Origin of the sequence: Vreelandella alkaliphila (genome assembly GCF_016107625.1) — a bacterium.
Lineage (GTDB): Bacteria > Pseudomonadota > Gammaproteobacteria > Pseudomonadales > Halomonadaceae > Vreelandella > Vreelandella alkaliphila.
This window is the reverse complement of record NZ_JABASV010000007.1, coordinates 1-24591: the sequence shown is the minus strand read 5'-3', so window position 1 is coordinate 24591 and position 24591 is coordinate 1. Positions and strand designations below refer to the sequence as shown.

The 24591-nt window shown below is 50.9% G+C and carries 28 protein-coding genes and 1 pseudogene; 9 read left to right on the top strand and 20 right to left on the bottom strand.

The window, feature by feature from the left end:
- Window positions 1-15: 15 nt before the first annotated feature.
- The 5 genes from JFC11_RS11800 to JFC11_RS11780 all read right to left on the bottom strand — a co-directional run bounded on the left by JFC11_RS11800 (window position 16) and on the right by JFC11_RS11780 (window position 2917).
- A complete protein-coding gene (locus JFC11_RS11800; RefSeq protein WP_038485032.1) occupies window positions 16-609 on the bottom strand; it encodes a LemA family protein in 594 nt (197 codons plus the stop codon).
- 141 nt (window positions 610-750) lie between these two features.
- Entirely contained in the window at window positions 751-1236 is a 486-nt protein-coding gene (locus JFC11_RS11795) for a VOC family protein (RefSeq protein ID WP_198349592.1), read from the bottom strand.
- Window positions 1237-1359: 123 nt separating this feature from the next.
- Window positions 1360-2151, bottom strand: coding sequence for a type I methionyl aminopeptidase (map, locus tag JFC11_RS11790; protein WP_198349591.1), 792 nt, complete (start codon window positions 2149-2151; stop codon window positions 1360-1362).
- Window positions 2144-2350 carry a ParD-like family protein gene (locus tag JFC11_RS11785; protein ID WP_038485042.1) on the bottom strand — a complete coding sequence of 69 codons (207 nt, stop codon included), beginning with the start codon at window positions 2348-2350 and terminating at the stop codon, window positions 2144-2146. The genes map and JFC11_RS11785 overlap by 8 nt, the downstream gene beginning before the upstream one ends.
- Window positions 2351-2506: 156 nt before the next feature.
- On the bottom strand, window positions 2507-2917 hold the full coding sequence (locus tag JFC11_RS11780) for a DUF2784 domain-containing protein (RefSeq protein ID WP_198349590.1): 411 nt from the start codon (window positions 2915-2917) through the stop codon (window positions 2507-2509).
- 187 nt (window positions 2918-3104) lie between these two features.
- Between JFC11_RS11780 and JFC11_RS11775 the strand changes: the two genes are divergently transcribed.
- Window positions 3105-3704, top strand: coding sequence for a cysteine hydrolase family protein (locus tag JFC11_RS11775; RefSeq protein ID WP_120386837.1), 600 nt, complete (start codon window positions 3105-3107; stop codon window positions 3702-3704).
- A 62-nt stretch (window positions 3705-3766) separates the two neighbouring features.
- Here JFC11_RS11775 and JFC11_RS11770 read toward each other — a convergent pair whose 3' ends face one another.
- The 4 genes from JFC11_RS11770 to JFC11_RS11755 form a co-directional block, all read right to left on the bottom strand.
- The gene (locus JFC11_RS11770) at window positions 3767-4459 is read right to left on the bottom strand and encodes a hypothetical protein (protein WP_198349589.1); all 693 of its coding nucleotides are present in this window, start codon (window positions 4457-4459) and stop codon (window positions 3767-3769) included.
- Window positions 4460-4688: 229 nt separating this feature from the next.
- A complete protein-coding gene (locus JFC11_RS11765) occupies window positions 4689-5288 on the bottom strand; it encodes an O-methyltransferase (protein ID WP_198349588.1) in 600 nt (199 codons plus the stop codon).
- Between the two features lie 254 nt (window positions 5289-5542).
- Complete coding sequence (locus JFC11_RS11760) at window positions 5543-5710, bottom strand: hypothetical protein (protein WP_198349587.1); 168 nt, start codon at window positions 5708-5710, stop codon at window positions 5543-5545.
- A 388-nt stretch (window positions 5711-6098) separates the two neighbouring features.
- Complete coding sequence (locus JFC11_RS11755) at window positions 6099-7061, bottom strand: LysR family transcriptional regulator (RefSeq protein WP_479694291.1); 963 nt, start codon at window positions 7059-7061, stop codon at window positions 6099-6101.
- Between the two features lie 22 nt (window positions 7062-7083).
- Here JFC11_RS11755 and JFC11_RS11750 point away from each other — a divergent pair, with 22 nt between their 5' ends.
- From JFC11_RS11750 to dkgB, 4 genes are read left to right on the top strand one after another with little or no spacing between them, the layout of a single operon-like run.
- Window positions 7084-8256 (top strand): MFS transporter, encoded by a 1173-nt coding sequence (locus JFC11_RS11750; RefSeq protein ID WP_198349586.1) that lies wholly within the window; start codon window positions 7084-7086, stop codon window positions 8254-8256.
- A gap of 43 nt (window positions 8257-8299) precedes the next feature.
- The gene (locus tag JFC11_RS11745) at window positions 8300-9220 is read left to right on the top strand and encodes a TIGR03571 family LLM class oxidoreductase (RefSeq protein ID WP_198349585.1); all 921 of its coding nucleotides are present in this window, start codon (window positions 8300-8302) and stop codon (window positions 9218-9220) included.
- Window positions 9162-10199, top strand: a complete 1038-nt coding sequence (locus tag JFC11_RS11740) for an alcohol dehydrogenase catalytic domain-containing protein (RefSeq protein ID WP_332838106.1) — start codon at window positions 9162-9164, stop codon at window positions 10197-10199. Before JFC11_RS11745 ends, JFC11_RS11740 begins: the two co-directional genes overlap by 59 nt.
- A gap of 3 nt (window positions 10200-10202) precedes the next feature.
- The gene (gene dkgB, locus JFC11_RS11735) at window positions 10203-11012 is read left to right on the top strand and encodes a 2,5-didehydrogluconate reductase DkgB (RefSeq protein ID WP_198349583.1); all 810 of its coding nucleotides are present in this window, start codon (window positions 10203-10205) and stop codon (window positions 11010-11012) included.
- 297 nt (window positions 11013-11309) lie between these two features.
- Here dkgB and JFC11_RS11730 read toward each other — a convergent pair whose 3' ends face one another.
- The 3 genes from JFC11_RS11730 to JFC11_RS11720 all read right to left on the bottom strand — a co-directional run bounded on the left by JFC11_RS11730 (window position 11310) and on the right by JFC11_RS11720 (window position 13379).
- Window positions 11310-11642 (bottom strand): tRNA-binding protein, encoded by a 333-nt coding sequence (locus JFC11_RS11730; protein WP_198349582.1) that lies wholly within the window; start codon window positions 11640-11642, stop codon window positions 11310-11312.
- A 201-nt stretch (window positions 11643-11843) separates the two neighbouring features.
- Window positions 11844-12563, bottom strand: coding sequence for an aromatic amino acid exporter YddG (gene yddG / locus JFC11_RS11725; RefSeq protein WP_319618604.1), 720 nt, complete (start codon window positions 12561-12563; stop codon window positions 11844-11846).
- 84 nt (window positions 12564-12647) lie between these two features.
- Entirely contained in the window at window positions 12648-13379 is a 732-nt protein-coding gene (locus JFC11_RS11720; protein ID WP_198349581.1) for an AraC family transcriptional regulator, read from the bottom strand.
- A gap of 299 nt (window positions 13380-13678) precedes the next feature.
- Here JFC11_RS11720 and JFC11_RS11715 point away from each other — a divergent pair, with 299 nt between their 5' ends.
- Window positions 13679-14305: a tyrosine-type recombinase/integrase gene (locus JFC11_RS11715; protein WP_198349580.1), complete on the top strand. Its 627-nt coding sequence runs from the start codon at window positions 13679-13681 to the stop codon at window positions 14303-14305.
- Between the two features lie 181 nt (window positions 14306-14486).
- Here JFC11_RS11715 and JFC11_RS11710 read toward each other — a convergent pair whose 3' ends face one another.
- From JFC11_RS11710 to JFC11_RS11690, 5 genes and pseudogenes are all read right to left on the bottom strand, one after another.
- The gene (locus tag JFC11_RS11710) at window positions 14487-15119 is read right to left on the bottom strand and encodes a DUF6988 family protein (protein WP_198349579.1); all 633 of its coding nucleotides are present in this window, start codon (window positions 15117-15119) and stop codon (window positions 14487-14489) included.
- A gap of 126 nt (window positions 15120-15245) precedes the next feature.
- Window positions 15246-15995 carry a hypothetical protein gene (locus JFC11_RS11705; RefSeq protein WP_198349578.1) on the bottom strand — a complete coding sequence of 250 codons (750 nt, stop codon included), beginning with the start codon at window positions 15993-15995 and terminating at the stop codon, window positions 15246-15248.
- A 105-nt stretch (window positions 15996-16100) separates the two neighbouring features.
- The gene (locus JFC11_RS11700; RefSeq protein ID WP_198349577.1) at window positions 16101-16532 is read right to left on the bottom strand and encodes an acetyltransferase; all 432 of its coding nucleotides are present in this window, start codon (window positions 16530-16532) and stop codon (window positions 16101-16103) included.
- Window positions 16533-17062: 530 nt separating this feature from the next.
- A pseudogene (locus JFC11_RS11695) lies at window positions 17063-18499 on the bottom strand (IS1182 family transposase).
- Window positions 18500-18835: 336 nt separating this feature from the next.
- On the bottom strand, window positions 18836-19462 hold the full coding sequence (locus JFC11_RS11690; RefSeq protein WP_198349576.1) for a LysE family translocator: 627 nt from the start codon (window positions 19460-19462) through the stop codon (window positions 18836-18838).
- Window positions 19463-19710: 248 nt separating this feature from the next.
- Here JFC11_RS11690 and glaH point away from each other — a divergent pair, with 248 nt between their 5' ends.
- Window positions 19711-20673, top strand: coding sequence for a glutarate dioxygenase GlaH (gene glaH / locus JFC11_RS11685; protein WP_198349575.1), 963 nt, complete (start codon window positions 19711-19713; stop codon window positions 20671-20673).
- A 64-nt stretch (window positions 20674-20737) separates the two neighbouring features.
- A complete protein-coding gene (gene lhgO, locus JFC11_RS11680; protein ID WP_198349574.1) occupies window positions 20738-21952 on the top strand; it encodes an L-2-hydroxyglutarate oxidase in 1215 nt (404 codons plus the stop codon).
- Between the two features lie 75 nt (window positions 21953-22027).
- Here the strand turns inward: lhgO and JFC11_RS11675 are convergent, their stop codons facing one another.
- Both JFC11_RS11675 and JFC11_RS11670 read right to left on the bottom strand, forming a co-directional pair.
- A complete protein-coding gene (locus JFC11_RS11675; RefSeq protein WP_198349573.1) occupies window positions 22028-22543 on the bottom strand; it encodes a GNAT family N-acetyltransferase in 516 nt (171 codons plus the stop codon).
- Window positions 22544-22707: 164 nt separating this feature from the next.
- Window positions 22708-23577, bottom strand: a complete 870-nt coding sequence (locus tag JFC11_RS11670; RefSeq protein ID WP_198349572.1) for a LysR family transcriptional regulator — start codon at window positions 23575-23577, stop codon at window positions 22708-22710.
- Between the two features lie 94 nt (window positions 23578-23671).
- On the opposite strand from JFC11_RS11670, the gene JFC11_RS11665 reads away from it, so the two are divergent.
- Complete coding sequence (locus JFC11_RS11665) at window positions 23672-24172, top strand: lactoylglutathione lyase family protein (protein ID WP_198349571.1); 501 nt, start codon at window positions 23672-23674, stop codon at window positions 24170-24172.
- A gap of 237 nt (window positions 24173-24409) precedes the next feature.
- On the opposite strand, the gene JFC11_RS11660 is transcribed toward JFC11_RS11665, so the two are convergent.
- A complete protein-coding gene (locus JFC11_RS11660) occupies window positions 24410-24556 on the bottom strand; it encodes a hypothetical protein (RefSeq protein ID WP_198349570.1) in 147 nt (48 codons plus the stop codon).
- Window positions 24557-24591: the final 35 nt, after the last annotated feature.

The following is a 24591-nucleotide window of genomic DNA, read 5'->3' as shown; positions in this document are numbered from 1 at the left end:
CTCCTGCGCAGTAGCTTAGAACGACACTTTGGGTGCCACCTGGATCTGGGCGCTGTCTTCAAATTCTAGCAATGAGGCATCTTGGCCATGCCCAAACATGCCAGCCACCGCCACTGGAGGGAAGCTCTGTCGATAAGTGTTGTAGTGCATCACCGCATCGTTAAATGACTGACGCGCAAAAGCCACCTTGTTTTCCGTGCTGGTGAGCTCTTCTGACAACTGCATCATATTTTGCGAAGCTTTTAGGTCTGGATAAGCTTCCATGACGACATTGAGCCGTCCCATCGCTTGAGTTAGCGCACCTTCAGCACCACCAAGATCAGCAATCGCTTTGGCGCTACCAGGGTTCGCCGCCGCCGCTTTAAGTCCGGCCACTGCCGTGTTGCGAGCCTCAATGACCGACTGCAGCGTTTCCCGCTCATGGCTCAGGTAGCCTTTGGCGGTCTCTACCAGGTTAGGAATTAGGTCATGCCGCCGCTTAAGTTGTACTTCAATCTGGGCAAAGGCATTCTCAAAGCGATTTTTCAACGAAACAAGACGGTTGTAGATTCCGATAACGTAAAACGCGATAACGGCGACGACTACCAAAACAATGATGAGTGTCAGCATTTGAGTCCATCCTTAGAGTTAGCGGGAAAGTGCTTGCGAAAAAATAATAGCATTTGAGCTTCAGATGCGTATTAACGAAAGCGCACATTTAGCCGTAAAACAGACGTGCTGCCAGCCATTCGATCGGCCATCGCAAACTCATCACCCCTTAAGCGCTGCCTCAATCTCAGCAATGTTGATTTTTCTCATTTGCATCATCGCATCAAAGGCACGCTTAGCGGTATTAGGGTCGGGATTGGTAATCGCGTTCATTAGTACCGCCGGTGTTATCTGCCAAGATACGCCCCATTTGTCCTTACACCAGCCACAGGCACTTTCTTCACCACCGTTGCTAACAATGGCATGCCAATAGTGATCCGTCTCGGCTTGGTCATTCGTTGAGACTTGAAAAGAGAACGCCTCATTGTGTGTGACCGCTGGCCCACCGTTGAGCCCAAGGCACGGAATGCCCATCACGGAAAACTCGACGGTTAATACATCCCCTTGTTTACCCGACGGAAAGTCTCCCGGTGCATAATGAACGGCCTTAATGAACGAATCAGGAAAGGTATCAGCGTAAAAGCGTGCTGCCTCTTCTGCGCGACCATCGTACCAAAGGCAAATAGTGTTCTTTGCGAAGGTTGTCATGAGGTTTCTCCAAGATATGCGTACCTAATAGCACCTACGTTTTCAGCTTAACGCACCTGATATGCTTCGCCAGAAGGGATTTGAGAGGATGAAATACGGTGGTGAATGGCGAATGGCGAAGAGTTATTGGTTAATAGGCGTAGGGATGGTTTCATCGTCGCGAAGTGTTAACACTTCAAAACCGGATGAGGTGACCGCAATCGTGTGCTCCCACTGTGCAGACAACTTCTTGTCACTGGTAACCACTGTCCAGCCATCTTTCTTGGTTTTTATCTTGGCTTTCCCCTGGTTAACCATCGGTTCTATGGTAAATACCATACCCTCTTGTAAAACAAGCCCTTTGCCCTTCCTCCCATAATGCAACACCTGGGGCTCTTCGTGCATTTCTCGGCCAATTCCATGCCCACAATACTCACGAACGATAGAGTAGCCCTGTTTTTCGGCATACTGCTGAATCGCGTAACCTACATCACCTAATGTTGCGCCAGGCTTAACCGCTTGTATCCCTTGCCACATGGACTCGTAGGTTTTATCGACCAGCCGCTTGGCATAGGGCTTTACATCTCCAAGAAGGTACATCTTGCTTGAATCTGCGATAAACCCGCCCTTCTCTAAGGTAATATCGACATTAACAATATCGCCTGACTTAAGTTTTTGCGTTTCAGATGGAATGCCATGACAAACCACATGGTTAACTGACGCGTTCAACACATACTGATAGCCATACTGCCCCTTGCTGGCAGGACGAGCCTGTAACTGGTCAACGATATAACGCTCGGCCCAATGATTAATATCCATCGTGGAGATGCCGGGCACTATTTGTTTATCGAGATAACTGAAAACTGATGCCAGTAGCCGCCCAGCCTCGCGCATTACGCGCAGTTCCTCTGCACTTTTCAGCGTTACCTTAGCCACCAATCACCTTCCTTAAATCGACATCGGCTTGCTGCATTTGGTCACGCATAATTTCAGAGAAGGTCATGCCCGGATTAGCCTCCGCAAGCATACCTACTTTTATCCAATATTCAGCCTGCGCATTGATGGAACGCACCATCACCGAACTAGCCTTGCGCACGTCTTCGTGTAACTGATCATTAATTTTCACGATCCCCATAGCGCCCTCTCAAAACATACAAAACGAATATGAAACATATACGAATCATATATCACCAAACATTGAGCGACAAGCTTCCCTGCCATTAGCGCAGCAGGCCCCACCAATGCATAGCACTTGGTTAGCCGGGTTCGAAGATATCAGGATCTGAAAAAACTAACGAAAGCGCGCATTTGGCCGCACAACAAACCAGCTAGCCAGCACCAAGCTCCCAAACAGGGTATAAACCACGATAAATACCCATTCCGGCAACGTGAAATAGAGCAGGCTCTGCAACCAGTATTGAACAAAAGAGCCCGCATAAGTGCCCACCCCAGCCTTGGCTCGTAGCGCCATTTCCCACGTAGTTAATGGGCAAACGATGCCAAACCACGCCTGCACGACCACATAACCAATGGCACACAGATGAATGACCCGGAATGTCCGATGTCGCACCCACCGCCATTGCAGGAAATACCCTGCGTAGATGGCTAACAAGCCGACGACAACAAACGCCACAAACAGCACATGGAGAACCAGTACCGAATCCGCCAGAAGCAAGAGTAACGTTTGTTGAGACATAGTCATCCACGTCATCCTCAAAAAGTGATCAACCTCCCTATCGACAAATGGCTAATTAAATTAGCCGATATTGAATAACGAACCCATGTACGCTGTGACCTGTATCATCGACTGTGGCCATAAGCCTGTCGTTATTACACTGACGCCACTCTCTTTTTTTTAAACAACAATCAATAGCATCAAGGAGTTATTAATGACCACACCTGTCACACTACGTGAACTTTCAGGGCTTGAGCTCACCCCTAGCAAACTTTCTGAGTCTGCATTAATCCTTATCGATTGCCAAAATACCTACCGGGAAGGCGTCATGCAGTTAGAAGGCGTGGAAGAAGCCCTGGTAGAAGCCAAAAAACTCCTTGAAAAAGCGCGCGAGGCTGGTACTCCGATCATTCATATTCAGCATAATAGCGGGGAAGGATCGCCTTACGATATTAATGCGCCCATTGGACAGATCGCGGATATAGTGAAGCCGATAGACGGCGAGCCGGTTATCACTAAAGCGTTTCCCAACTCCTTCGTGCAAACCGACCTTGAAGCTCAGTTAAAAGAGATCGGCTGCAACAAACTGGTGCTGGCTGGTTTCATGACCCATATGTGCGTCAACTCCACTGCTCACGGTGCATTCAACCTTGGGTTTGAAGTAACAGTAGTTGCCAGCGCGACAGCTACCCGCTCGCTTCAAGCTGACCAAGGCAAGATGTTATCAGCTCAAGCGGTTCATGAGGGGGCGTTAGCGTCAACGCGAGATCTGTATGCCGCAGTGGTGGATACCGTCGACGACCTCCCCGTTTAATAAGCGGGGAGATCGTTTAACTTGATGCGCGGCGAGGAGGAGGTGTTATAGCGCCTAACTTGTTAGGGCGTTTGCGCTTCGTCGCGTATCACTCTGAGCGAAGTGATTTCAATGGTAAGCGCATCACGCGTTTTTTCTAAGTCACTTACCTGTTCACTGAGCACGGCGAGCTGGGCATTGGCCTCTTCAGTCTCAGCGTTGAGTGCTTCAAGGTCTTCTTCAGCCTGTCTACGGGCCTTATCTGCATCTTCTCGAGACTGCTGCGCAGCATCTCGGGCGGCTTCAGCCTCATTTTTCTCAGCTTCGATCTCAGCATATGCCTCATTCAGCTCTTCAAGAAGGCTCTGCCTTTCATCTATCTGCTCATTGAGGGCATCTAACTCTTCATCGCGGGTTTCACGCTCACCCCGTAAAGTGGTCAAATCGTCTTCAGCATTGGCAATATCCGCTCGCGTTGAAGCAAGCTCGGCTTCAGCTTCGGCTTGCTCAACCTCTAGCGCGTTCATTCTCTGCTGTAAGGTTGCTAGATCAAGCTCTGCGGCTTCGACCTCAGACATCTGCGCCTGAATCTGCTGATGCTCTCGCTCAGTTTCGGCCAAGCGCGCTTCGAGCGCTTCCTTACTGTCTTGTCGCGACCCTGCAATGGTGTGCGCAACGATAGCCCAGACCACCGCAATAATGGCGATGGCTAAGATCACCTTTACACGGTTGTCGCTCAACAGTTCAATCGTTGATGGTTTAGTAGTCCCTGTCATTGGTGCATTCCTCTCGCTTAAGGGCTATCGCTACTATGATGGCTAACATATGAACGCTAGCGGGTCTTTAACTGATCCATTGTTAATATGAAGGAAAGTTCATGGTTCGGCTAGGAGCGACCATTCAACACATACCAATTTAGCATTTGAATTAACTGCCCCAATTATCTCAATACGCCTAGCGGGCACTTCCCACTCATTGCGATCATTGAGCGCCAGCACCACCTCGTCAGGCGGAAAAACCAAAACAGCGCGTTGCCAGAAACTCCCCCTTACCAACAGGGACGGTACATGTGGTGAATTCTGGATCTGCCAACACCAGCGCCATAAAACTAGCCATTTCATCGGCATGAGAAGTGGCGTTATCCACCACAAGAAGCCCACCTTCTCTCAAGACCCGCTTAATATTCGGCCACCACTGCACATACTCAGAACGGTTAGAATCGAGAAAGAGCAGATCGAATGAAGAATCGTCTACGCTTTCCAGCAACTTGCCAGCATTACATTGCAGCAGGGTAATGTAGTCAGAAAGCCCCGAGCGCTCAAAATTCGTGGCGGCCAGATCGAACTTGTATTCGGAAAGCTCTACTGTCGTGACGTGCCCGGAAATCTTCTGAGCTGCCTGGGCAAACCACAACGTGGAATAGCCATTAGAGGTACCAATCTCCAGCACTCGTTTTGCATCCGTGGTTTGGGTAAGTACTGAAAGAAACTCCCCCGTATCACGGGTGATATTCAGCATACGATGCGGGCGATCAGCAATGGCAGCATCGTTTTCCTGGCCAAATTGCTCTAACTCAGTTAGCAACTCGCGTAATGGTTCGTCCACACTTGCCCCCTAGCAATCTAAACAGCTTTAAACGAGAGCCGACTAGTCAGGCTCAGAAGATGGTAAAACATCATGCCCACTTAGCTTAGAAACGTAACGTTTTTAGCTTAACGCACATCATGCACTTCACCAGATTGATCGAAGGCCTGAAACTGGCCAGGAGCGGATGTTAAAGAGTTTTCAGATTAATGATGTTCACAACATCTATTCCACGCCCCCTTCCCTAAAACGCGGAGCGTGGCGGTCTGGAAATGTCAGTTTCCGTCCTTAAATTTTGCTTTACAATTGCCGCTCATGCACATGGTACAGTAGTGCTCTCTATCCTCATGCGGGGTACCCTCAGCGATGATAATGCCGCAGCCGTTGCAGAACAGGGTGCCAATCCCCTCTTCGAATTTCACAATTGCATGTTCGTAGTCCATAAAGTTCTCCGCGAAGACCCCATCCTGCAAGAACGGGTAGTAATAGCTTGTCAGCAAAAGCCGATATTTATCTGATATTTCCTTCGATGGCGCTATCAGGCGTCAGTTCAATTTCCTCTCGACCATCAGGTTGATACAGATAATAACAACGCACCTAAACAGCAAAGGCTAAGCAATTCTCTCCCTGGCAACAGATGCATTCAGTGCCATGATTCTCGGATATGCAACTCTGCATCACCAAAGTTGGCTTGGCCGCTATCGGCCAAAAGTGGACCTTTTTTGTCGCCGAGATTCCGGGAGCTTAAGCATGCTGAGGTCGCAAAGCGAACCTTCGATGGCATGCCCCAGCGCAAGCGATTCCCGTCGACTTACTCGGCTGAAAAGTCCCTCAAAGACTTCGCCAACGATGAGTAAAGAAATCCAGGAACACTTGAATACGTGACGCCAACGTGGTGTTTCGGTAGTAAACCGCGTTGACCAACTCTCTCGGGTTTGGGCGGGCAAGGTAATCATCTAGCATTTCCACCAAGCTTCCCTTCCCGAGATCCTCGGCAATCATGAAACGAGAGAGATAGGCTATTCCATTGCCTTGCAGGCAAAGTTGGCGAACAGCTTCACCACTACTCGCTCGAATCGTCGGCCTCATCCTCATTCCCTCGCCCAGATGCCAAATATTCAACGACTCAGGAGCGGTAAAGCCAATGATGTCGTGTTCTTGGAGGTCGGCAGGCGAGTCACAATCACCTTTACGTTTCAGATACTCCGGTGATGCAACTACTGACAGTGGAGAACGACCGAGTACCCGGGCGTGCAAAGTTGAGTCATCCAGTGGGCCGATCCGTATTGCGATGTCGATCCGGCGTTCCAAGAGATCCACGATCTGGTCACTGGCCGTCAGTTCGAGCTCAATGTCCGGATAGGCCTCCCTGAATTCGCGCACGTGCGGAACGATCTGATGTAACAGGAACGGATTTGCGGCATCCACTCTTAACCGTCCGGCTGGCCGTTGCTTGCGAATAGCTAACTGCTCCTCAGCTTCCTCAAGCGCGGCCAAACCACCCCGCACCTTCTCTACAAACAAATGTCCTTCCTCTGTCAGCGCCACTTTTCGAGTCGTTCGATTCAAAAGTGTGGTGTTCAAGGACGCCTCTAATCGTGTAACCGCTCGGGAAACCCGAGTCACGGACACCTCCAGCTGCTCCGCTGCGCCACTGAAGCTGCCACTGTCCACCACTGAGAGCAGAAAAAAGAGATCATCCGACCGGCTTTTCATTTTCACTATCCGCAAAAGTATTTTTCTTAAAGTGTTGTTTATCGCAAAAGTATGAAAGAGGACACTAGGCAGCGTCAATCAACTCCAATGGAGAACCGTTATGCCTATTGCATTATTTGCGCTGACATTAAGCGCCTTTGCAATCGGGACCACCGAATTCGTGATTGTCGGTCTGGTCCCGACCATCGCCCAAGATTTGGGCGTTACCCTGCCTTCAGCTGGCCTCTTGGTCAGCTTGTATGCCCTTGGTGTCGCCGTTGGCGCGCCTGTCCTGACTGCACTCACAGGACGCTGGAATCGGAAGTGGGTTCTGCTGTCCCTGATGAGTCTTTTCATCATCGGTAATGTACTTGCCTGGATGGCCCCGAATTACGCCTCTCTGATGACCGCTCGAATCCTGACGGGGCTCGCCCACGGTGTGTTCTTCTCAATTGGCTCAACGATTGCGACCAGTCTTGTTTCAAAAGACAAGGAGGCCAGCGCAATAGCCATCATGTTTACCGGGCTGACGGTGGCTCTGGTTACAGGCGTCCCTCTGGGCACGTTTATCGGGCAGACCTTTGGCTGGCGCGCAACCTTCCTGACCGTGGCTGCGCTTGGCGCAATCGCTCTGGTCGGCAGCGCCTTGCTTGTGCCCAAAAACCTGAAGCAATCTGCTCCAGCGACACTACGCCAACAGCTTGAGGTCATTACACATCCCAGACTGCTGCTCGTGTACGCAATGACCGCAGTCGGCTATGGCGGCACCTTTACCGCATTCACTTACCTCACGCCCATTCTGGAGGACGTCACCGGGTTTGCTTCTGGCATCGTTAGTATCTTGCTGCTGGTTTATGGCGTGTCCGTAGCAACCGGCAACATCTGGGGAGGCAAGTTAGCAGACCGCCTTGGGCCGACCTCAGCCCTGTACATCATCTTTGGCGGCCTCGCGGTCATCCTGTTTGCACTCACGTTCAGCGCCTACAACCCCATCGCAGCCGTCATCACGCTACTGGTTTGGGGGGCCTTCGCGTTCGGTAATGTGCCTGGCTTGCAGGTCTATGTCGTGCAACTGGCCGAGCGTTATACCCCGCACTCTGTCGATGTTGCATCCGGCTTGAACATCGCTGCATTCAACATCGGCATTGCAGGTGGCGCATGGCTTGGCGGCCATGTTGTCGAAGACATGGGGTTGATGAATACGCCCTGGATAGGTGGCGTCATCGTTCTCAGTGCGCTTCTCCTGACACGGCTTTCAGCCTCGTTGGACAATCGTCAGACAGCAACCGCATAAGACGTGAAAGGCCTCCCGAGAGGGAGGCCCAAAGAGGTTTGTTATGACCATTTCAAAGTTGACTTCAGGGCCATTGACCGTTGGCCTTGAATTGCCCTTGGATAATGATTGGACTCAGGAAGGCCAGCGCCAACGGATGCTGGACAAGCGACCTTTTGGTGTGCCGAATCTCAGCGAGCATCAATCGCTGGCCAGACTGGCCGATGAACTGGGATTCCGGGCACTGTGGATTCGAGATGTTCCCCTATACGACCCGTCGTTCGGCGATGCCGCCCAGGTATTCGATCCACTGGTGTATCTTGGATTCCTGTCGGGAGTAACCCGGAACATTCTGCTTGGCACGGCGGCCGTCGTTCTACCGCTGCGCAGCCCATGGATCGTGCGCAAATCCGCGGCCTCGGTTCAGGCACTGAGTCATGACCGATTGATGCTCGGCGTAGCAAGCGGAGACCGTCCCTCGGAATACCCATTGTTTGGTGCGGACTATGAAAATCGTGGACAAGCCTTCCGGCACAGTGTGGAGATCTTGACCGGCAAACAGGATTCGCGATTGTCACCAGGCCAAGCGATCCTACCCGATACTCGAACACCCCCGCTGTTATCTGCCGGGTTATCACAGCAGTCGCCGGAATGGATCGGTCAGCATATGAGTGGCTGGCTGGCATATCCGGGAACGCCGGAGGAGCACGTTCATCGCGTCAACCTGTGGCGCAACGTCGCCGGTGACAAGCCCTATGTGTCCTTTATTCACTTGGACTACCTCAACGATCCCAAGGCGCCCCGTAAACGTCATCGCTTCGGTCTTCAAACCGGGCGGGATGGCCTGGTCCGGGAGCTGGAGGAAATGCAGAGTGCTGGCGTGAACCACGTTGGACTTCATTTCCGGCGTAATCAGGCGCAGGTGGATGAGTCACTACGACTCGTTGCCCAAGATGTTCTGGGAGTGTTTCATGAAACAAACTGAGAGACCAATAGCTTGGGGCGTGGTGGGAAAAGACAGACCCGCCATCGCCCTTCAACGGAAGAATCTGAATTCTACACCGACCCCAGGCCCGGAAGATGTGGTCATCCGGAATGAATACATCGGCCTGAACCCGGTTGATTGGAAAATGATCCGGAACTGGCCGGCGAATTGGAATATCGGTCACGTACCCGGCGTTGACGGCGCAGGCACTGTGCTCAGATTGGGCGAAAACGTGAAGGGCCTTGTACCCGGACAAAGGGTGGCCTACCACCAGGATCTATGCCGGGACGGCAGCTTTGCCAGCCACACCGTGGTCGATAACAGGGCTCTATTGAAAGTTCCGGACACCCTGCCGCTGTTACTGGCAGCTTCTCTGCCCTGCCCATTGATGACGGCCTGGCAGGCGATCGAAAAAGTCCCGCGTCAACCGGAAGCCAATGTCCTGATTACAGGAGCTGGGGGCATGGTTGGACGCTTTCTGATTCAGCTGGCCGCGCAGCGGAATTACCGCGTGACAGCCATGGCTTCGCCACGCCATCACAAGACGCTTCGTCAGTTGGGAGCCGAAAGCGTGGTCGCCTGGGACACCCATTCGCTTAAAACCCAGTTTTTCGCCGTGTTTGACACCGTGAACGCCCAGCATGCTTCGTCGATGGCCGACTGGATTGAAGCCAATGGCCACCTAGTTTGTATTCAGGATCGTCTGAAAACACCGCCGGTGCCAGCGTTTGATAAGGCCATCTCTCTGCACGAAGTCGCTCTGAACGCACTGTTTCGCGTTGGCACTGATCGCCAATGGGCTCAATTCCGCCAAGCCGGAGAGGACCTTCTCACCATGGTGGCCCATGAAAACCTGCGAGCCCCAGAACCTCACACCGAAGATATGGCAACACTTCCTGACGCGCTGGAAGAACTCACAACTCAGGATCGCCCACTTAAGACGGTCATCGACGTCCATCACTTTGCAAATGGGGAGTAAACCATGACAACTGCTATTCCAAATCCCGGTCTTGGCACCTTCCGCCTGAAAGGCGACGACCTGAAGTCTGCTGTCACCGAAGCGCTTGATCTGGGTTACCGTCACATCGACACGGCTCAGATTTACGAAAATGAAGGTGAAATCGGGGACCTGCTTTCTGCCTCCGGCATTGATCGGTCGGAGCTGTTCATCACCACCAAGGTTTGGTACGAGAATTTGGCACGTGACAAGTTCATTCCCTGTGTGCGCGAGAGCCTCACCAAATTGAGGACAAACTACGTTGATTTATTGCTGATCCACTGGCCATCGCCGGATGAGGAAGTCCCGATGCAGGAGTACATCGCCAAGCTGGTCGAAGCCAAGAAACAGGGTCTTGCGAGAGAGATCGGAATCTCCAACTTCACCATCGAACAGATCAGACGTGCTATCGGCATTGCCGGAAAGGGCGAGATTTTGACTAACCAGGTGGAGGTCCATCCTTTCCTACAGAATGATGCGGTAGTCGAGTTCTGCCAACGAAATGGCATTGAGGTAACAGGTTTCATGCCATTGGCAGTCGGCAAAGTTCTGGAAGACGAGACCCTGCACAGAATTGCTGAAAGCCACAACGCAAGAATCCCAGAAGTAGTGCTTGCCTGGTTAAGACAAAGGGATATTGTGGCGATTCCCTCATCTACCAAACGAGCGCACCTGGCATCGAATCTGAAGGGGATGGAATTGGTTTTATCTGACAAGGAACTGTCTGAAATAGCAACGTTGGATAGTAATCATCGAATAGCAGATCCGGACTTTGCTCCGACCTGGGATCAGTAGAATCTGCGGTGAGCAGCGGCCACGTACGTTAAATCTTCTGCGTGGTCGCTGATTGCTTTATGTTCGCTTTTTGTTTAGCTGAGGTCCTGGGTAGCGGTCGCAAAGCGGACATTTGGATTTGACGATTACGCGGAGCTTTGCGGCTAATTTGGAGCCGCGAATCGGAGGGAAGTGCATTGGAGCGCTGCAACGGTGAGCTTTCCGCTCACCATTGCCAGCACAAGAGACTTTGTCCCATGCATCACCCTCACTTGGACTCGAATACCGGTTGGCCTGTGATGTGTAAGCCGCCAAAACTCAGAACAAGCGTTCCCCGTTATCCACCTGCGCGTCCGGTCTTACCAAGGTAACTGCGCCCTTCTCCGTCTGCACGCCAGTGACCAGACACTCCGACAAAAAAGGTCCGATCTGTTTGGGCGGGAAATTGGTGACGGCAAGAACCTGCTTGCCGATGAGATCCTCCTTGCCATATAGGTCCGTAAGCTGTGCACTCGATTTACGAATACCAATGTCCGACCCGAAATCCACTCGCAATTTATAAGCAGGTTTGCGCGCCTCGGGAAAATCCGTCACGTCAATGATGGTCCCGATCCGCAGTTCAACCTCCTCGAAATCGTCCCAAGTAATCATCTCACTGCTCCTTCGAAGTAGTTAGTCTGTTAACAATTCTGGCTCGGCGACCGTCCGGCTTTTCGCACGACCCGCGATCAAAGAACCAATGACGATCAGAATGCTGGCACTCAACACCGCAACCGTAGCCTCGCCGAATCCGGCAAGGATCAAAAGGATTACTGAAATGAGTGGCGCACTGTATGCCAGGGTTCCCAGTAACTAGATGTTTCCGTGTTTTACACCATGGTCCCAGGTGAAGAATGCTACGCCCACCGGTCCGAGGCCCAGTCCGACCACGCCAATCCATTGAAGTACGCTTTCTGGCCATACCGTTTCCTCCCACAAAAGGTGGCAAATCAACGCCAGAATGGCCGTAACACCGCAGAACCAGCCCACTGCATCGGTCGGTACCGAGCGAACCAGTCTACTGAGAACGGAATAAGATGACCAGATCAGAGCACAGGACAGAGCCACCAGGTAACCCGGCAGGTTCTCCCAGGCAAATCCGTCGGCATTACGGCTGATCAACAACCAACAACCTGCCAGGGCAACCAGGGCCCCAACGATGTACTGAGCTCGTAGTTTCTCGCCCGGCAGGAAGGCCGAAAGCAGGACGATCAGCAGCGGCCAGAGGTAAGCCAGCAGGCTGACTTCAACGGCCGGGGCCAGTGTCATGGCCTTGAAGTAGGCAAAGTGATAACCGAACAAACCAACGATGCCGATACACCATGCAAGCGGCGATTGCCGTAAATAATGCGCACCGGAATGTCCCGAAAAGACCCAACGGCCGCCCATCAACAGGAAAGCGATGCCGAAGGTCATGGCCATGAGCTGGAACTCTGGAATCTCGCCACCAGAAAGCTTGGTCAGCAATGCCAAAGTGCCCCATAACAGAACGGAAATCGACCCGATCCAGGTTGCGGCGTTAACGGATGCCATGAACCCCTCCCGAAATTCTCACGTGTGAATGATTTCAGAAGGGTATCCAGTACGAAGGAGAAGAACTTTCAAATCCTGGCGGAACTATTTCGAAATACGGCGGAAGTGGCTGGGCGCTTTGCCAAAGTGGGTTCTGAACCGGTCGCTAAAGGCCGATAACGATGAATAGCCGACAGCGTCGGCAACTCGCTGGACGCTGAGCCCCGACTGCTCCAAAAGCCGCCAAGCTTCTTTCATTCGTAACTCTGTGAGGTATTGATGCGGCGTCATGCCGACCTGGCGCCGAAACAGATCGTTCAACTGCCGAATGCTCAGATATGCCACGGCAGCCGCCTCGGCCAAGGACAGCGGTCGGTTGAAGTGTTCGTCCAGAAATTGTTTCGCGGCGTGGACTCTGCGGTCCAGCTTCAGCTGACTTCCATGGCGTTCTTGAAGCAACTGAATCAGCAGGAGTAGCATTTGATGCTGGGTAAAATCCGACTCAGTCCCATTATGGAGCTGTGCGTGAAGGAACTGGACGTAGTGGAGCAATGCTGGATCCAAGTTTACGAAACAAGGTAGTTTGTCCAGCGCCGGGGCCAAGCCTTCGGGCACGTCTGCAACCAAAAACCGGTTATCGTCGGTCGCAGCATACCCATGGCCAATTCCCGCGGGAATAATTGCCGCTCGCTGCTGAGCCACTTCCCCTTCGATGGCATCTACCGAAAGAGATAACGTTCCCACCAAGGGCAATACCAGTTGATGATGGTCGTGGGAGTGGCTTTTTCCCTCGTCCTCGTAGGTTCGTATATGCAAGCCGATCTCAGAATGCTTCATGCGACCAGTATAATCAGAAACACATGATAGTCATCACAGAACCACTCTTTCATCCATCTCTCATCCGGGATCCGACCGGTTCATAGTGAAAACGCGGGAAATTGGCAGTGACGAAGTATCTCGTGAACCACGCCTAAACGATTTATGGCTCGAATGTCCGCTTTTGTTTAAGAGCTTGAGCTTAACTGAACGTCCAGAAGGGTCCGCTCAGGGTCGACCCCCGACTGTAAATTAACCTTAGCACATGTCGAGCTTGTATTGAGCCATTCTTTGACCTCCACCCGATGGAGGAAAATGCCATGAACGTCTCGACAGAAATCTCCTGTACACCCACACCTTGGAATAAAGGCAAGTTGGTTGGGCAGAAGGCGCCTCTGCGTCTTCGAGATATCTGGGCCATCCGTGTTCGCCTACAGCTTGCCCAAAAGACGAGAGACCTCGCCCTCTTCAATTTAGCCATCGATAGCAAATTACGAGGCTGCGACCTCGTCAATTTACGAATACGGGATATAGCCCATGGTACGTGCATATCCCCAAGAGCCATTGTGATGCAGCAAAAGACACATCGACCTGTCCAATTCGAAATTACCGAGCAAACTCGCATCGCTATTATCGACTGGATACAGCTTGCTCAGCTCGGGAGCGGGGACTTCTTGTTTCCCAGTCGAATCAATAGCGCAAAGCATCTCTCAACGCGGCAATATGCCCGTATTGTGAAAGCCTGGGTTACCGAAATAGGTCTAGATGCATCAATTTATGGCACGCACACGATGCGTCGTACAAAAGCTTCGCTGATATACCGCCGCACGAAAAACTTGAGGGCAGTGCAACTGCTCCTGGGACACACGAACCTGGAAAGCACCGTCAGGTATCTAGGGATAGAGGTAGATGATGCGTTGGAAATGGCAGAACAGACAGAAGTTTGATGAGGATAAACGACGGCCTATTTCGGGCCGTCGTTACCCGGCCAGAAGCGGTCTTTTAGATGACTCAGATATAGCGGTCTAACGCCCGCAACAGCGGAATATTTGTAGTGGATTGTTTTACGGTAGCGTAGCGAAAACCGCAAAACAAGGAATGGAAAATATTTCCGGCTGATTGCGATTGTTATTTTTTAGTTTCAGCGAAATTGAATTTTTCCAACACCTTCCCTAGCTGATCATTTTTTCCTTGAACAGCAAATAGCAACATAGCAAAAGTTAGAAACATTCCTTTCGCTGTTTCTATTACATCGGAAATCTGTTCGCTAGTAAAACTAATCTTTCCATTCTTGTAGAAAGCTTTTACATACTCTCCACTACCGTGACTAAAAAAAGAGAACTTTTCGTAACTAGCCAATTGGCTTTTGGTAAGTTGAGAGAAAAAGTTATCGAAAGTGTCTCCAGAAGTAGATTCGAACTCACCTAATTCTTTAACCATGGCAAAAAAACTAGGGTACTTTATTTTTACATCAAGATAATCCATCACTTCTTCGCTTTTGTTCTTTGCAATAAACTCTAAATAAAAGCTTTTTACATATAACTCCAGCATGCTCCTCATAAGTAAGATGCCAGAACTAAAGTGATTAGATCTTAGTAGAATGTAGAACGACTCATAATGAGTTGAAAACATTTGAAAATAAGTAAGGTTAACCTTTTCGTAGTCTGTCGTTGGATTTACTTTCGCTTCTTCAAGAAGATCATGTATGAAGCAAAAATCCTCATTAATTTCATTCATTTGTTGTTCTAAAGATGTACTCATACGTCCTCGATTCTAGATTTACAACATAACGCCGCCAGCACGCGCGGCTTAGTAGTGAAGGCGAAGCCGCAACGAAAAAGCCGTCGCCGTGCCTGGCCTGGCCTGGCCTGGCCTGGCCTGGCCTTGTTAAAATTTTGCCCTAAGTACTTGCCGAGTGTATTCACTACACACCCCAGAAACCTGTGACAATAGCTTTGGTTGATGCTCTCCGTAGAGGACCACATAAGGTTGCAGCCGTTGTTTTATGGCTAGGGGATATAGTAGCGCCTCATAATATAGCCTGCCCAGAAGCCAAATTGTCCGGATTCGAAGACGGCCAAGGCCGTCTAAATTCTCAACACCGGACAAAAGCAATCGCTCTTCATGTTCCTTAAACATCATTTCCACGGGAGTGATATCAGAGGTGGGGGCTTTTTCGGCGTAGCCTAACAGCGATTCATGGTCCCATAAGTGAGAGAATTTATTCCTAACCTTTCTCAGCGAATCCATATCCTTGAGTATATCTTCACTCATCCATCCAAAGGCGCAGGCAACTTGTATTCTTTTAGACAGACTTGAGAATGGCCCATAGCCAGAGAAGAGGCTATCTCTGCCTCCTGGGACACCCTTGGGTATTTCACGTTTGTACATCTCATCAAGAGCTTCATCAGCGAATGCGCAAGCTATTACCGGAATAAGCCGTTCATCATCAGACGCTATTGCATCACATACCTTTTCCAGTCTCGAAACATCGTGGTATTCGGAGTTAACTTCGGCGGCAAATTTTTTTGCCTGTTCCCTTTCGAACGCCTTCGTATAGTTTCGATAAACCTGCAGGCCATTTTTCTCTACGTCGCTCATATCTAGCGCCGCGATATCTTCATCCCATTCGGACATTCTCACGAACTCCAAGGAAATTTAACGCCGCCAGCACGCGCGACTTTGTAGTGAAGGCGAAGCCGCAACGGAAAAGACGTCGCCGTGCCTGGCCTTGTTAAATTTTTATAGTGCCATATGCAATAGCGGAAAAGGCTTACCCTGACCATCGACTGGTGACCGATCTGCCACTTTAAAGCCAATATGCTGATAAAAACCTACCGCCTGTTCATTCTGCTCGTTTACATCGACCTTTGATGCTCCCTGCTTTTTGATAGCATGGGCCGCCAACATGGCACCAATGCCTTTTCCGCGTGCATCAGGTGAGATGAACAACATCTCAACATTACCGTCATGTACTCCACAGAATCCCTGAATTTCACCGTTACCGTTTTTAGCGCACCTTAAATCAACTGCGTCAAAATACTGCTCCAGAATTAACGGCTTTAACTCCTGTAGATCATCTTCAGCCAGAAAATCATGCGTTGCCCTGACCGACGCTTCCCAGACTTCTATCAGCTTAAGGTGATCTGCTTTTTCTACGATCTCAATATTCATCACTAAACCTGATTGAAAATTTAACAGTTTTATTCATGCGCATGCGCGTTTTTCTGGGAAGCCTCATCTTGCCAAAAGATCTCTAACCTACTGATACAAAAGGATACATACTATTTTTTCTCGTAAGGGCTCGCTAGAGTAATGCGCATGCGCGTTAACTTTATGACCAGTTTTTCAGGATGGCGCATAAGCATACAACGCCATTTTATAAACCATTGTTTTACCAACACTCACAGCATACTTTTCCAGAAATATGCGCACTTATATTATAACCGTCACCAGAAAAACTCGCATCGCGAGCTAAAGTCCCCTGTGAATATTCAATTCCTCTGAGCGTCCGCTCAGGGTCCTGGCCGTGTGAAAACAGAAAAATCTGGCCCGACTCAAGAACCTTTGCCTTCAGCTGCCCGTTAGCCTCATCTTAGCCTTGGCTCCTATAATTGCCGACCACTGATGTTGAAGATCATTGAGCTATCAGAAACCAGCTACAGTCGCTATCACAGCCCTAAAATAAAGAGAAAAAAGGGCTGTTACGCCCTCGTAGCCCTCATTATCTCATTGACTCCCAAAATCTTTATGACGCGCTTCAAGTTGTACGCCAGCACATGAAGACTCATTTCCGTGCCCACATTTCTAAAACGCTTTGTCGCGAAGTGTGTCGCACCCATCCACGCCTTTAGCGTGCCGAACGGATGCTCCACGGTTTGTCGCCTTAGACGCATCACCTCTGGATTCCAATCGAGACGTGACTGTGCGGATTCAAGCACATCTTCATGCTCCCAGCGTCTGATCCGTCGTTGCTTGCCAGTCGTGCATTTTTCTTTCATAGCGCAGCTTGCACATGCTGAGCTCCAGTAAGTATGTAGCTTCATTCCCTTTTCTATCGTTTCATATCGCCATATCAGCAGCTGACCAGCAGGACAGGAATATTCATTGCTTTCAGGAAAGTATCGGAATGCGTCTCTTGGGAAAAAGCCCTTTGCCTGGTTTGGAGATGTCATCGGCTTGGGGAGATAGGTCGTTATCCCTTCTTTATGGCAGGCGAGAATTTCTTCACCTTTGAAGTAGCCTCTGTCAGCTACGACCTTCAGCTCCTTGATTCCAGTGGCTTCCCGAGCTTGCTTCGCCATATTGAAGAGCTGCCCACGGTCATGCCCGACGTTGGTCACCTCATGAGCCACAATCAAATGGTGCTGACTGTCGACTGCTGTCTGCACGTTGTAGCCTACTGTCCCGGTGCCTCTGCCACTGGTGGCCATCGACCTAGCATCTGGATCCGTCAAAGATACTTGCTGATCCGGAGATTGCAGCCGCTGTTCCTCAACAGATTGTAATCGTGCCGTTTCTTCCTTCAGCTTTATAATTTTCTCCTTTAAGTGTTTCGTCTTGGCCTCGGCCAGGGCGGGCTCCGTGTGATCGGCTGTATCTAGCTAACTGAGATATCGGTTGAAGCTTTCTTCGATCTGCTCAAGGCGACGCTTCATCTTGGTCGCTGTGAAATTGCGATTACGGTTGTTGACGGCTTTGAACTTGCTGCCATCGATGGCCACGATGGCTTGGGAGAACAGCTCCAGTCGCCGGCAAAGCAAGATAAACTCTCGACACACGCGGCGGATGGCATCGCCATTGTCCTTTCGAAAATCGGCAATCGTCTTGAAATCGGGAGTTAAACGCTCAGTCAGCCACATTAGCTCGACATTACGCTGGGTCTCGCGCTCTAATCGGCGGCTTGATTGAATACGATTGAGATAACCATAGATGTAGAGCTTCAGAAGAACAGCCGGATGATAAGCCGGTCTCCCGGTAGCGTGCGGATCAACACCTTTGAAGCCCATATCTTTAAGGTCGAGCCCCTCAACAAATGCCTCAAGGGCACGAACCGGGTTATCCTCGGCGATGAAGTCGTCCAAAAGCGTAGGGAATAACGTGCTTTGGTCTCGGGCCTCGCCTACCACGAATCGCTTCATCACCATTTCCTCTGGGGACCTTGGCAAAGTATAGCGGCCACTACGTTTTCACACAGCCTCGGTCGAAAACGGACTTCTAGCAAGGTGTCTAATCGCAGTAACCGACTCCGCTTACTTTTATTCAACAACCTGCAAATATCAAAATCCACTTAGCCTCAAAGCCAGCAGATAATAAGTGCTGCCGTCATTAGAAATTAGTCATCTAGCTTTGGTCTCACCATGGACAGGCGCGTGATGCCGCCACTTATTGTGAATGCCGGCATCCCTGATCATGGTTAATTCCGGTGGTTTCCTGCCAGCCTAAATTCACCAAACGCCTATTACGCAGGCCGCTTATTATGCAGGTCGTTTGGCCAGCAATGCCCACACACCTGCCGAAGAAAGTAACGTTCCGCCGACAATATTGAAACGGCGCTGGGCGCGGCGTGAGGCAAGCATCTTGCGCACGGATGAGGCAAACACCGCGTAAAGCGTGGCATTGAGTGTCGCTAACGCCACGAACGTGACTGCCAAAATCCACAACTGCTGCCCCGCATTAGCGCCCGGGCTAACAAATTGCGGCAAAAAAGCGACGAAGAAGATGATGCCCTTGGGGTTCAGTGCCGTTACCAAATAGGTATTGGTGAACAGCTTCCAGCGCGACCCTGATACCACAGGCGTTACCGGCTGAACCGACGATATCCCGGCACGCAAAAGCTTTATACCCATATAGAGCAGGTATAAACCGCCAATCCATTTGATAACGGTGAACCAAAACGCCGAAGCGGCCAACACAGCTCCCAAGCCAAGTAGCGAAAAAACCAGCGCCGTGGAATCGCCTAGAGCAACCGCAGCGACAAGCGGAATATTAGCGCGTCGGCCTTGGGCGATGGAGTAGCTGACAACCGTCAAAATCGTCGGCCCAGGAATAGCGAGCAAGGCCACGGATGCAAGCGCAAAGGCAAACCAAATTTCGATAGACATGGGACAGCACCTTAGACGTGATAACGACTAAGTTAGCATAAGCCGCAATAAGCTGGAGTCCCCCATTAGTCCCCCTGAGCCCCCTCATTACTTTGACGATATGATCGCCCCTGACGGTCGTTCTCGCACTATTTTTAACTAAATAAACATAAAACGTTGACGAAATATAAAAATGTAGATATTTTTTAAGCGTAGGTTCTCTGTTTGATTCAGTTCTTTTTCACCCTTTTGCTAAAGAGAGGCGTCCAATGAACGCTCCAGCCACTATCCCCGCACAGCAGCATCATGGTTTCACCCTTGGCCGCTCACCGCAGTCGGACCGCTTACTGCAACTGAGCTTCCCTAAGGAAACAGTGAAAGCGTTTCTTGACGCCGTGTCGGAATGGCCGGTTCAGGCACTGGAATATAAGTCTTTCCTGCGTTTTCGAGTGGCCAAGATTCTTGATGACCTGTGTAAGAACACCTTACAGCCGGTGTTGATCGAAACCATGGTGGATCGGGATACAGGGGCGTTTCTGGTGACGCCAGAGGGGCTGGATCAGGTTGAGCAGGCCGACGACATGGTGATATTCGCCACGGCAGTGTCTCACCTAATGGGACGCTCAAATTACGATGCCATGAGCGGCCAGTACTATGCGCGGTTTGTGGTGAAGAACGTCGATAACTCAGACAGTTACCTACGTCAGCCGCACCGCGTGATGGAGCTGCATAACGACGGCACATTCGTGGAGCAGGACACCGACTACGTGCTGATGATGAAAGTTGACGAACAGAACATGCAAGGCGGCAACTCGTTACTGTTGCACCTCGATGACTGGGAAGGGTTAGACAGTTTCTACTCCCACCCACTGGCGCGTCGTGACATGCGCTGGACCGCGCCGCCCAGTAAGAATGTTGATCGCGACATCTACCACCCCGTGTTCGATGTGGATACCGAGGGTCGCCCGATCATGGCCTATATTGACCAATTTGTTCAGCCGAAGAACTTTGAAGAAGGTAACTGGCTAGCTGATCTGTCTGATTCACTGGAAGGTAGCCAACATCAGTTATCGATTCCGGTTGCTACCGGTAGCTTCCTGCTGATTAACAATCACTTCTGGCTGCATGGGCGTGATCGCTTCACTCCGCACCCTGATCTGCGTCGTGAGTTGATGCGTCAGCGTGGCTATTTCACCCATGCCAAAACACTACGTCAGCCGCGTCAGGTATAATTATTTAGAATAAGCTGGCCACCGCCATGACGGTGGCCATTTTCCCTTGGCTACCGAGACGCCTATGTACGACTACATTATTATCGGGGGCGGCATTCTTGGGCTGTCGACTGCCATGCAGCTTATCCGTGCCTATCCTGACAAGAAGATGCTGCTGGTTGAGAAAGAGGATGGCCCAGCCCGCCATCAAACAGGCCACAATAGTGGCGTGATTCATGCGGGGGTTTACTACACGCCTGGCAGCTTAAAGGCGCGTTTTTGTTTAGAGGGCAACCTCGCCACCAAAGCGTTTTGTGACGAACATAGCATTGCCTACGACGAATGCGGCAAGCTGCTGGTCGCCACGAATGACCTCGAACTCCAGCGTATGAAAGCACTGTGGGAGCGCACGGAGGCTAATGGCTTGGAGCGGTATTGGCTGACGGCAGAAGAACTGAACGAACGTGAGCCTAACATCACCGGCGTCGGCGGTATCTTTGTCCCCTCCAGCGGTATCGTCAATTATGCTGAAGTGGCTGCCGCCATGGGCCGCGACTTCGAAGCCGCTGGCGGTGAGATCCGCTACACCACGTCAGTCACCGGCTTAAGTGAGCAAACCAATGAGGTAGTGGTATCCACCAGCCAGGGTGATTTCTCTACCCGCTATATGGTGTCCTGCTCTGGCCTGATGGCAGACCGAGTGGTACGCATGCTGGGTATCGAGCCAGACTTCACCATCTGCCCGTTCCGCGGCGAGTACTTCCGCCTGCCCACGCAGCACAATCAAATCGTTAATCACCTGATCTACCCGATTCCTGACCCTTCGATGCCGTTTCTTGGCGTTCACCTGACGCGCATGATTGACGGCAGCGTAACGGTCGGCCCCAACGCGGTGCTGGCCTGGAAACGTGAAGGCTATCGAAAGACCGACATCTCGTTTTCCGACACGCTCGCCATGCTGCGCCACCGCGGCATCCGCCAAGTGCTGAAAGACAACTTGCGTCCAGGGCTTTCCGAGTTTAAGAACTCACTCTATAAAAAAGGCTACCTTCAGCAAGTGCGTAAGTACTGCCCAAGCTTAACACTGGCAGATCTTGAGCCTTACCCGGCTGGCGTGCGCGCCCAGGCGGTGTCCAACGATGGCAAGCTGGTCGATGACTTCCTGTTCGTCAACACGCCGCGTACTGTCAACGTGTGTAACGCACCCTCGCCTGCGGCGACGTCTGCTATTCCCATTGGGGCGTATATCGTAGAGAAAGTTAAGCAGCAGGTTGGCGATAGCGCCGCCGTAGTATGCTAGGAACTCACGAAGCTGCTTAGTAACGAGCCTGTTTCGGGCGCATAGTTTGCGTCCGAAATATTATTGAGCGGTTACTTAGCCAAAACTACGTAACGCCCTCACCATAGGCTGCATCATAAGAAATGAATCACTCCTAAGCGGCATCGGCTGCCCCTTCGCCATAAATCCAGACGACCGATACAAGCAAACTGCTGCCTCATTGCTGGTTGTAACGTCAAGCGCGAGACAATCGCACTCTTTATCTATCGCCCAGGTTTTAATTTCACCCAGAAGCGCCTTGGCGATGCCTTTCCCTCTTGCCGCAGGCGAAACCCACATTTGGTAGATGTGAGCGGTTTCCACCTCTGGCGCATGTACCACACCCCAAGCAAGCCCTACCGCCCAGCCCCCCTGCTCGGCCACTAACGGAAAAGCCACAAGCCCCCGTGCGCTAAGATCTAAGCGCGCCCGCCAATCAGCATCCGACAATACAGATTCCTGCTCGTAAGTGGCACCAAACGAGTCAGGGGAATCCTTGAGCGATTCCAGCCTAGCGGACTTGTACAACGTCCAATTCTCAGGGGTTAGTACTTTGATGTTGAAGTTTTTCATATAGGGGACTTGCTGCATGGTGCAGAGGTTTCGGGTGATTTAATAAGTTTGTTACCAGTCGCTTTGGTCAGTATCCGGGTAAAAGCGAACTTTCGGATACTTCTAATGTAATGCCATACTCAGTGGCTTGTTCGCTGCAATGCTTTGTTAAATATCAATCGGACTCAGAGCCAGCATCTAGCTTCCGCTATTACCGTTTCAATTCTCTTCTGATGTCCCCGGTGACGCTGGACGCAAAGGTATAGTGTCTCACTCACCGGGTTAGGAAGTCGGTGAGCCTTTATTTGTTCGGGCTTGTGAAACGCCTCAACCGCATGAGCCGGTAATGCTGTAAACCCCAGCCCGATGCTGACAGGCTCCAGAATCAACCCGATCTGGTTTGAGTACCCCTTTCTTAGAAACTGATGACTGTGCTGGAACTCAGGATAATTTTTGCTAAGCAGCAGGTTGGCGTGGTGACTTCCATCAGGATGGTCAATAAAACCGAGGGCCATCAACGTCTCCCAAGATGGCTCCTCAATGGTCTCAGGGGTCACCAATAACAATGATTCTTCCGCGATAGGCTTGCAACTGACCTCGGCCAGGGTAGATTTTGACGTCATGAAGCCAATATCCACAGAAGATTCGGCGATGGCGGTTTCTACGTCGGAGTTGGGTGCAAAGCGGTAATCAATTATGAGTTTTGGATACTTACTCTGCAGCGCCAATAAGCGTGGATATAGCTTAAGCCCAACACTCCCGGGTGACATCACCCGAACTACCCCTTCGTAAGGCGAATCTTCTTGGACTGCCTGCTCCAAACTCGATAACGCCTGCAGAATGTTCTGCGCTTCGATGTATAGCCTTTCGCCTGCCTGCGAGAGTGAGAATTTCTTCCCCTCCCGGATTAGCAACTCAACACCAAGTTGCTCTTCCAACTTACGCACATGCTGGCTCACCCCTGACTGAGTCATGTGGAGACGTTCGGCCGTACGGGTGAAATGTCCTACATCAACGAGGGTGCAAAAGGTAGTTAACCAGGTGGTGTTTATCATCACTATCCATAATTATCACAATCAAAAATGATAATTTTAAGTAATTAAAGGCGTTCTGTAACCTACTATCAGTCACACCAGAGGAGGACAGGCAATGCCCAACGTTTACCCAAGAAGTTTCTCACACATCGGTATTTCTGTACCGGATCTTGAGCGAGCCGTACAGTTCTACACCGAAGTGATGGGCTGGTATCTGATCATGGAACCCACCGAGATCAAAGAGGACGATAGCGCCATCGGAGAGATGTGCACGGATGTCTTCGGAGCCGGGTGGGAAAGCTTCAGAATCGCACATCTATCTACCGGAGACCGGATAGGTATCGAGCTTTTTCAGTTCAAGAATCAGACCAACCCGGAGGATAACTTTGAATACTGGAAAACCGGCGTCTTTCACTTCTCTGTGCAAGACCCCAATTTGGAAGAACTTGTTGACCGTATCGTAGCCGCTGGTGGTAAGCGGCGCATGAAAAAGCCACGCTACTACTATCCAGGTGAGAAGCCCTATCGCATGATTTACATGGAAGATCCATTCGGAAATATTGTGGAAATCTATAGCCATAGCTACGAACTGACCTACAGCGAAGGCGCCTACTAAATTATTAGCGATTAGAATTCGAGCAGGCTTGATAAGCCTGCTTTAAAAACGCCAGTTTCATTAACTTTTTATAAGTTAATTAAAATTAGGTAGCATTTCCAAACTTAGCGCCTTGCTGTATTTCCTAGCACGTTCGCTTAGGCTCGGTTACCCACCATTCAGCACAGTCCCGCTTTTTCTTAAGCCCCTCATCCTGCACGTAGTCAGCCAGCTCGTTACGGCTCAGCGTCACATGGTTCACGGCATCTCCATATGCACTGCAATGATGGTCGCATCAGGAGCCGCCCGATGGGTATTCAGTATGTCTTCTATACCCATAATTGGGTGGCGCCAGTATTCAACACGACTACTTCGGGGTGCCTGTTGAATCGCCCCAGGTTTCATAGACACCTCCAGGCCCTATACTAAAGGTATCTAGG

Excerpts from the sequence above, each read along its gene's own strand:
- JFC11_RS11670 (WP_198349572.1), bottom strand. The coding sequence starts at position 23,577 with ATGATAAACACCACCTGGTTAACTACCTTTTGCACCCTCGTTGATGTA.
- JFC11_RS11750 (WP_198349586.1), top strand. The coding sequence starts at position 7,084 with ATGCCTATTGCATTATTTGCGCTGACATTAAGCGCCTTTGCAATCGGG.
- JFC11_RS11775 (WP_120386837.1), top strand. The coding sequence starts at position 3,105 with ATGACCACACCTGTCACACTACGTGAACTTTCAGGGCTTGAGCTCACC.
- JFC11_RS11705 (WP_198349578.1), bottom strand. The coding sequence starts at position 15,995 with ATGTCCGAATGGGATGAAGATATCGCGGCGCTAGATATGAGCGACGTA.
- JFC11_RS11800 (WP_038485032.1), bottom strand. The coding sequence starts at position 609 with ATGCTGACACTCATCATTGTTTTGGTAGTCGTCGCCGTTATCGCGTTT.
- dkgB (WP_198349583.1), top strand. The coding sequence starts at position 10,203 with ATGACAACTGCTATTCCAAATCCCGGTCTTGGCACCTTCCGCCTGAAA.
- JFC11_RS11730 (WP_198349582.1), bottom strand. The coding sequence starts at position 11,642 with ATGATTACTTGGGACGATTTCGAGGAGGTTGAACTGCGGATCGGGACC.
- JFC11_RS11710 (WP_198349579.1), bottom strand. The coding sequence starts at position 15,119 with ATGAGTACATCTTTAGAACAACAAATGAATGAAATTAATGAGGATTTT.
- JFC11_RS11740 (WP_332838106.1), top strand. The coding sequence starts at position 9,162 with ATGAGTCACTACGACTCGTTGCCCAAGATGTTCTGGGAGTGTTTCATG.
- JFC11_RS11795 (WP_198349592.1), bottom strand. The coding sequence starts at position 1,236 with ATGACAACCTTCGCAAAGAACACTATTTGCCTTTGGTACGATGGTCGC.
- JFC11_RS11715 (WP_198349580.1), top strand. The coding sequence starts at position 13,679 with ATGAACGTCTCGACAGAAATCTCCTGTACACCCACACCTTGGAATAAA.
- yddG (WP_319618604.1), bottom strand. The coding sequence starts at position 12,563 with ATGGCATCCGTTAACGCCGCAACCTGGATCGGGTCGATTTCCGTTCTG.
- JFC11_RS11675 (WP_198349573.1), bottom strand. The coding sequence starts at position 22,543 with ATGAAAAACTTCAACATCAAAGTACTAACCCCTGAGAATTGGACGTTG.
- JFC11_RS11780 (WP_198349590.1), bottom strand. The coding sequence starts at position 2,917 with ATGACTATGTCTCAACAAACGTTACTCTTGCTTCTGGCGGATTCGGTA.
- JFC11_RS11760 (WP_198349587.1), bottom strand. The coding sequence starts at position 5,710 with ATGGACTACGAACATGCAATTGTGAAATTCGAAGAGGGGATTGGCACC.
- JFC11_RS11785 (WP_038485042.1), bottom strand. The coding sequence starts at position 2,350 with ATGGGGATCGTGAAAATTAATGATCAGTTACACGAAGACGTGCGCAAG.
- glaH (WP_198349575.1), top strand. The coding sequence starts at position 19,711 with ATGAACGCTCCAGCCACTATCCCCGCACAGCAGCATCATGGTTTCACC.
- JFC11_RS11690 (WP_198349576.1), bottom strand. The coding sequence starts at position 19,462 with ATGTCTATCGAAATTTGGTTTGCCTTTGCGCTTGCATCCGTGGCCTTG.
- JFC11_RS11700 (WP_198349577.1), bottom strand. The coding sequence starts at position 16,532 with ATGAATATTGAGATCGTAGAAAAAGCAGATCACCTTAAGCTGATAGAA.
- JFC11_RS11660 (WP_198349570.1), bottom strand. The coding sequence starts at position 24,556 with ATGAAACCTGGGGCGATTCAACAGGCACCCCGAAGTAGTCGTGTTGAA.
- lhgO (WP_198349574.1), top strand. The coding sequence starts at position 20,738 with ATGTACGACTACATTATTATCGGGGGCGGCATTCTTGGGCTGTCGACT.
- JFC11_RS11745 (WP_198349585.1), top strand. The coding sequence starts at position 8,300 with ATGACCATTTCAAAGTTGACTTCAGGGCCATTGACCGTTGGCCTTGAA.
- JFC11_RS11665 (WP_198349571.1), top strand. The coding sequence starts at position 23,672 with ATGCCCAACGTTTACCCAAGAAGTTTCTCACACATCGGTATTTCTGTA.
- JFC11_RS11770 (WP_198349589.1), bottom strand. The coding sequence starts at position 4,459 with ATGACAGGGACTACTAAACCATCAACGATTGAACTGTTGAGCGACAAC.
- JFC11_RS11720 (WP_198349581.1), bottom strand. The coding sequence starts at position 13,379 with ATGAAGCATTCTGAGATCGGCTTGCATATACGAACCTACGAGGACGAG.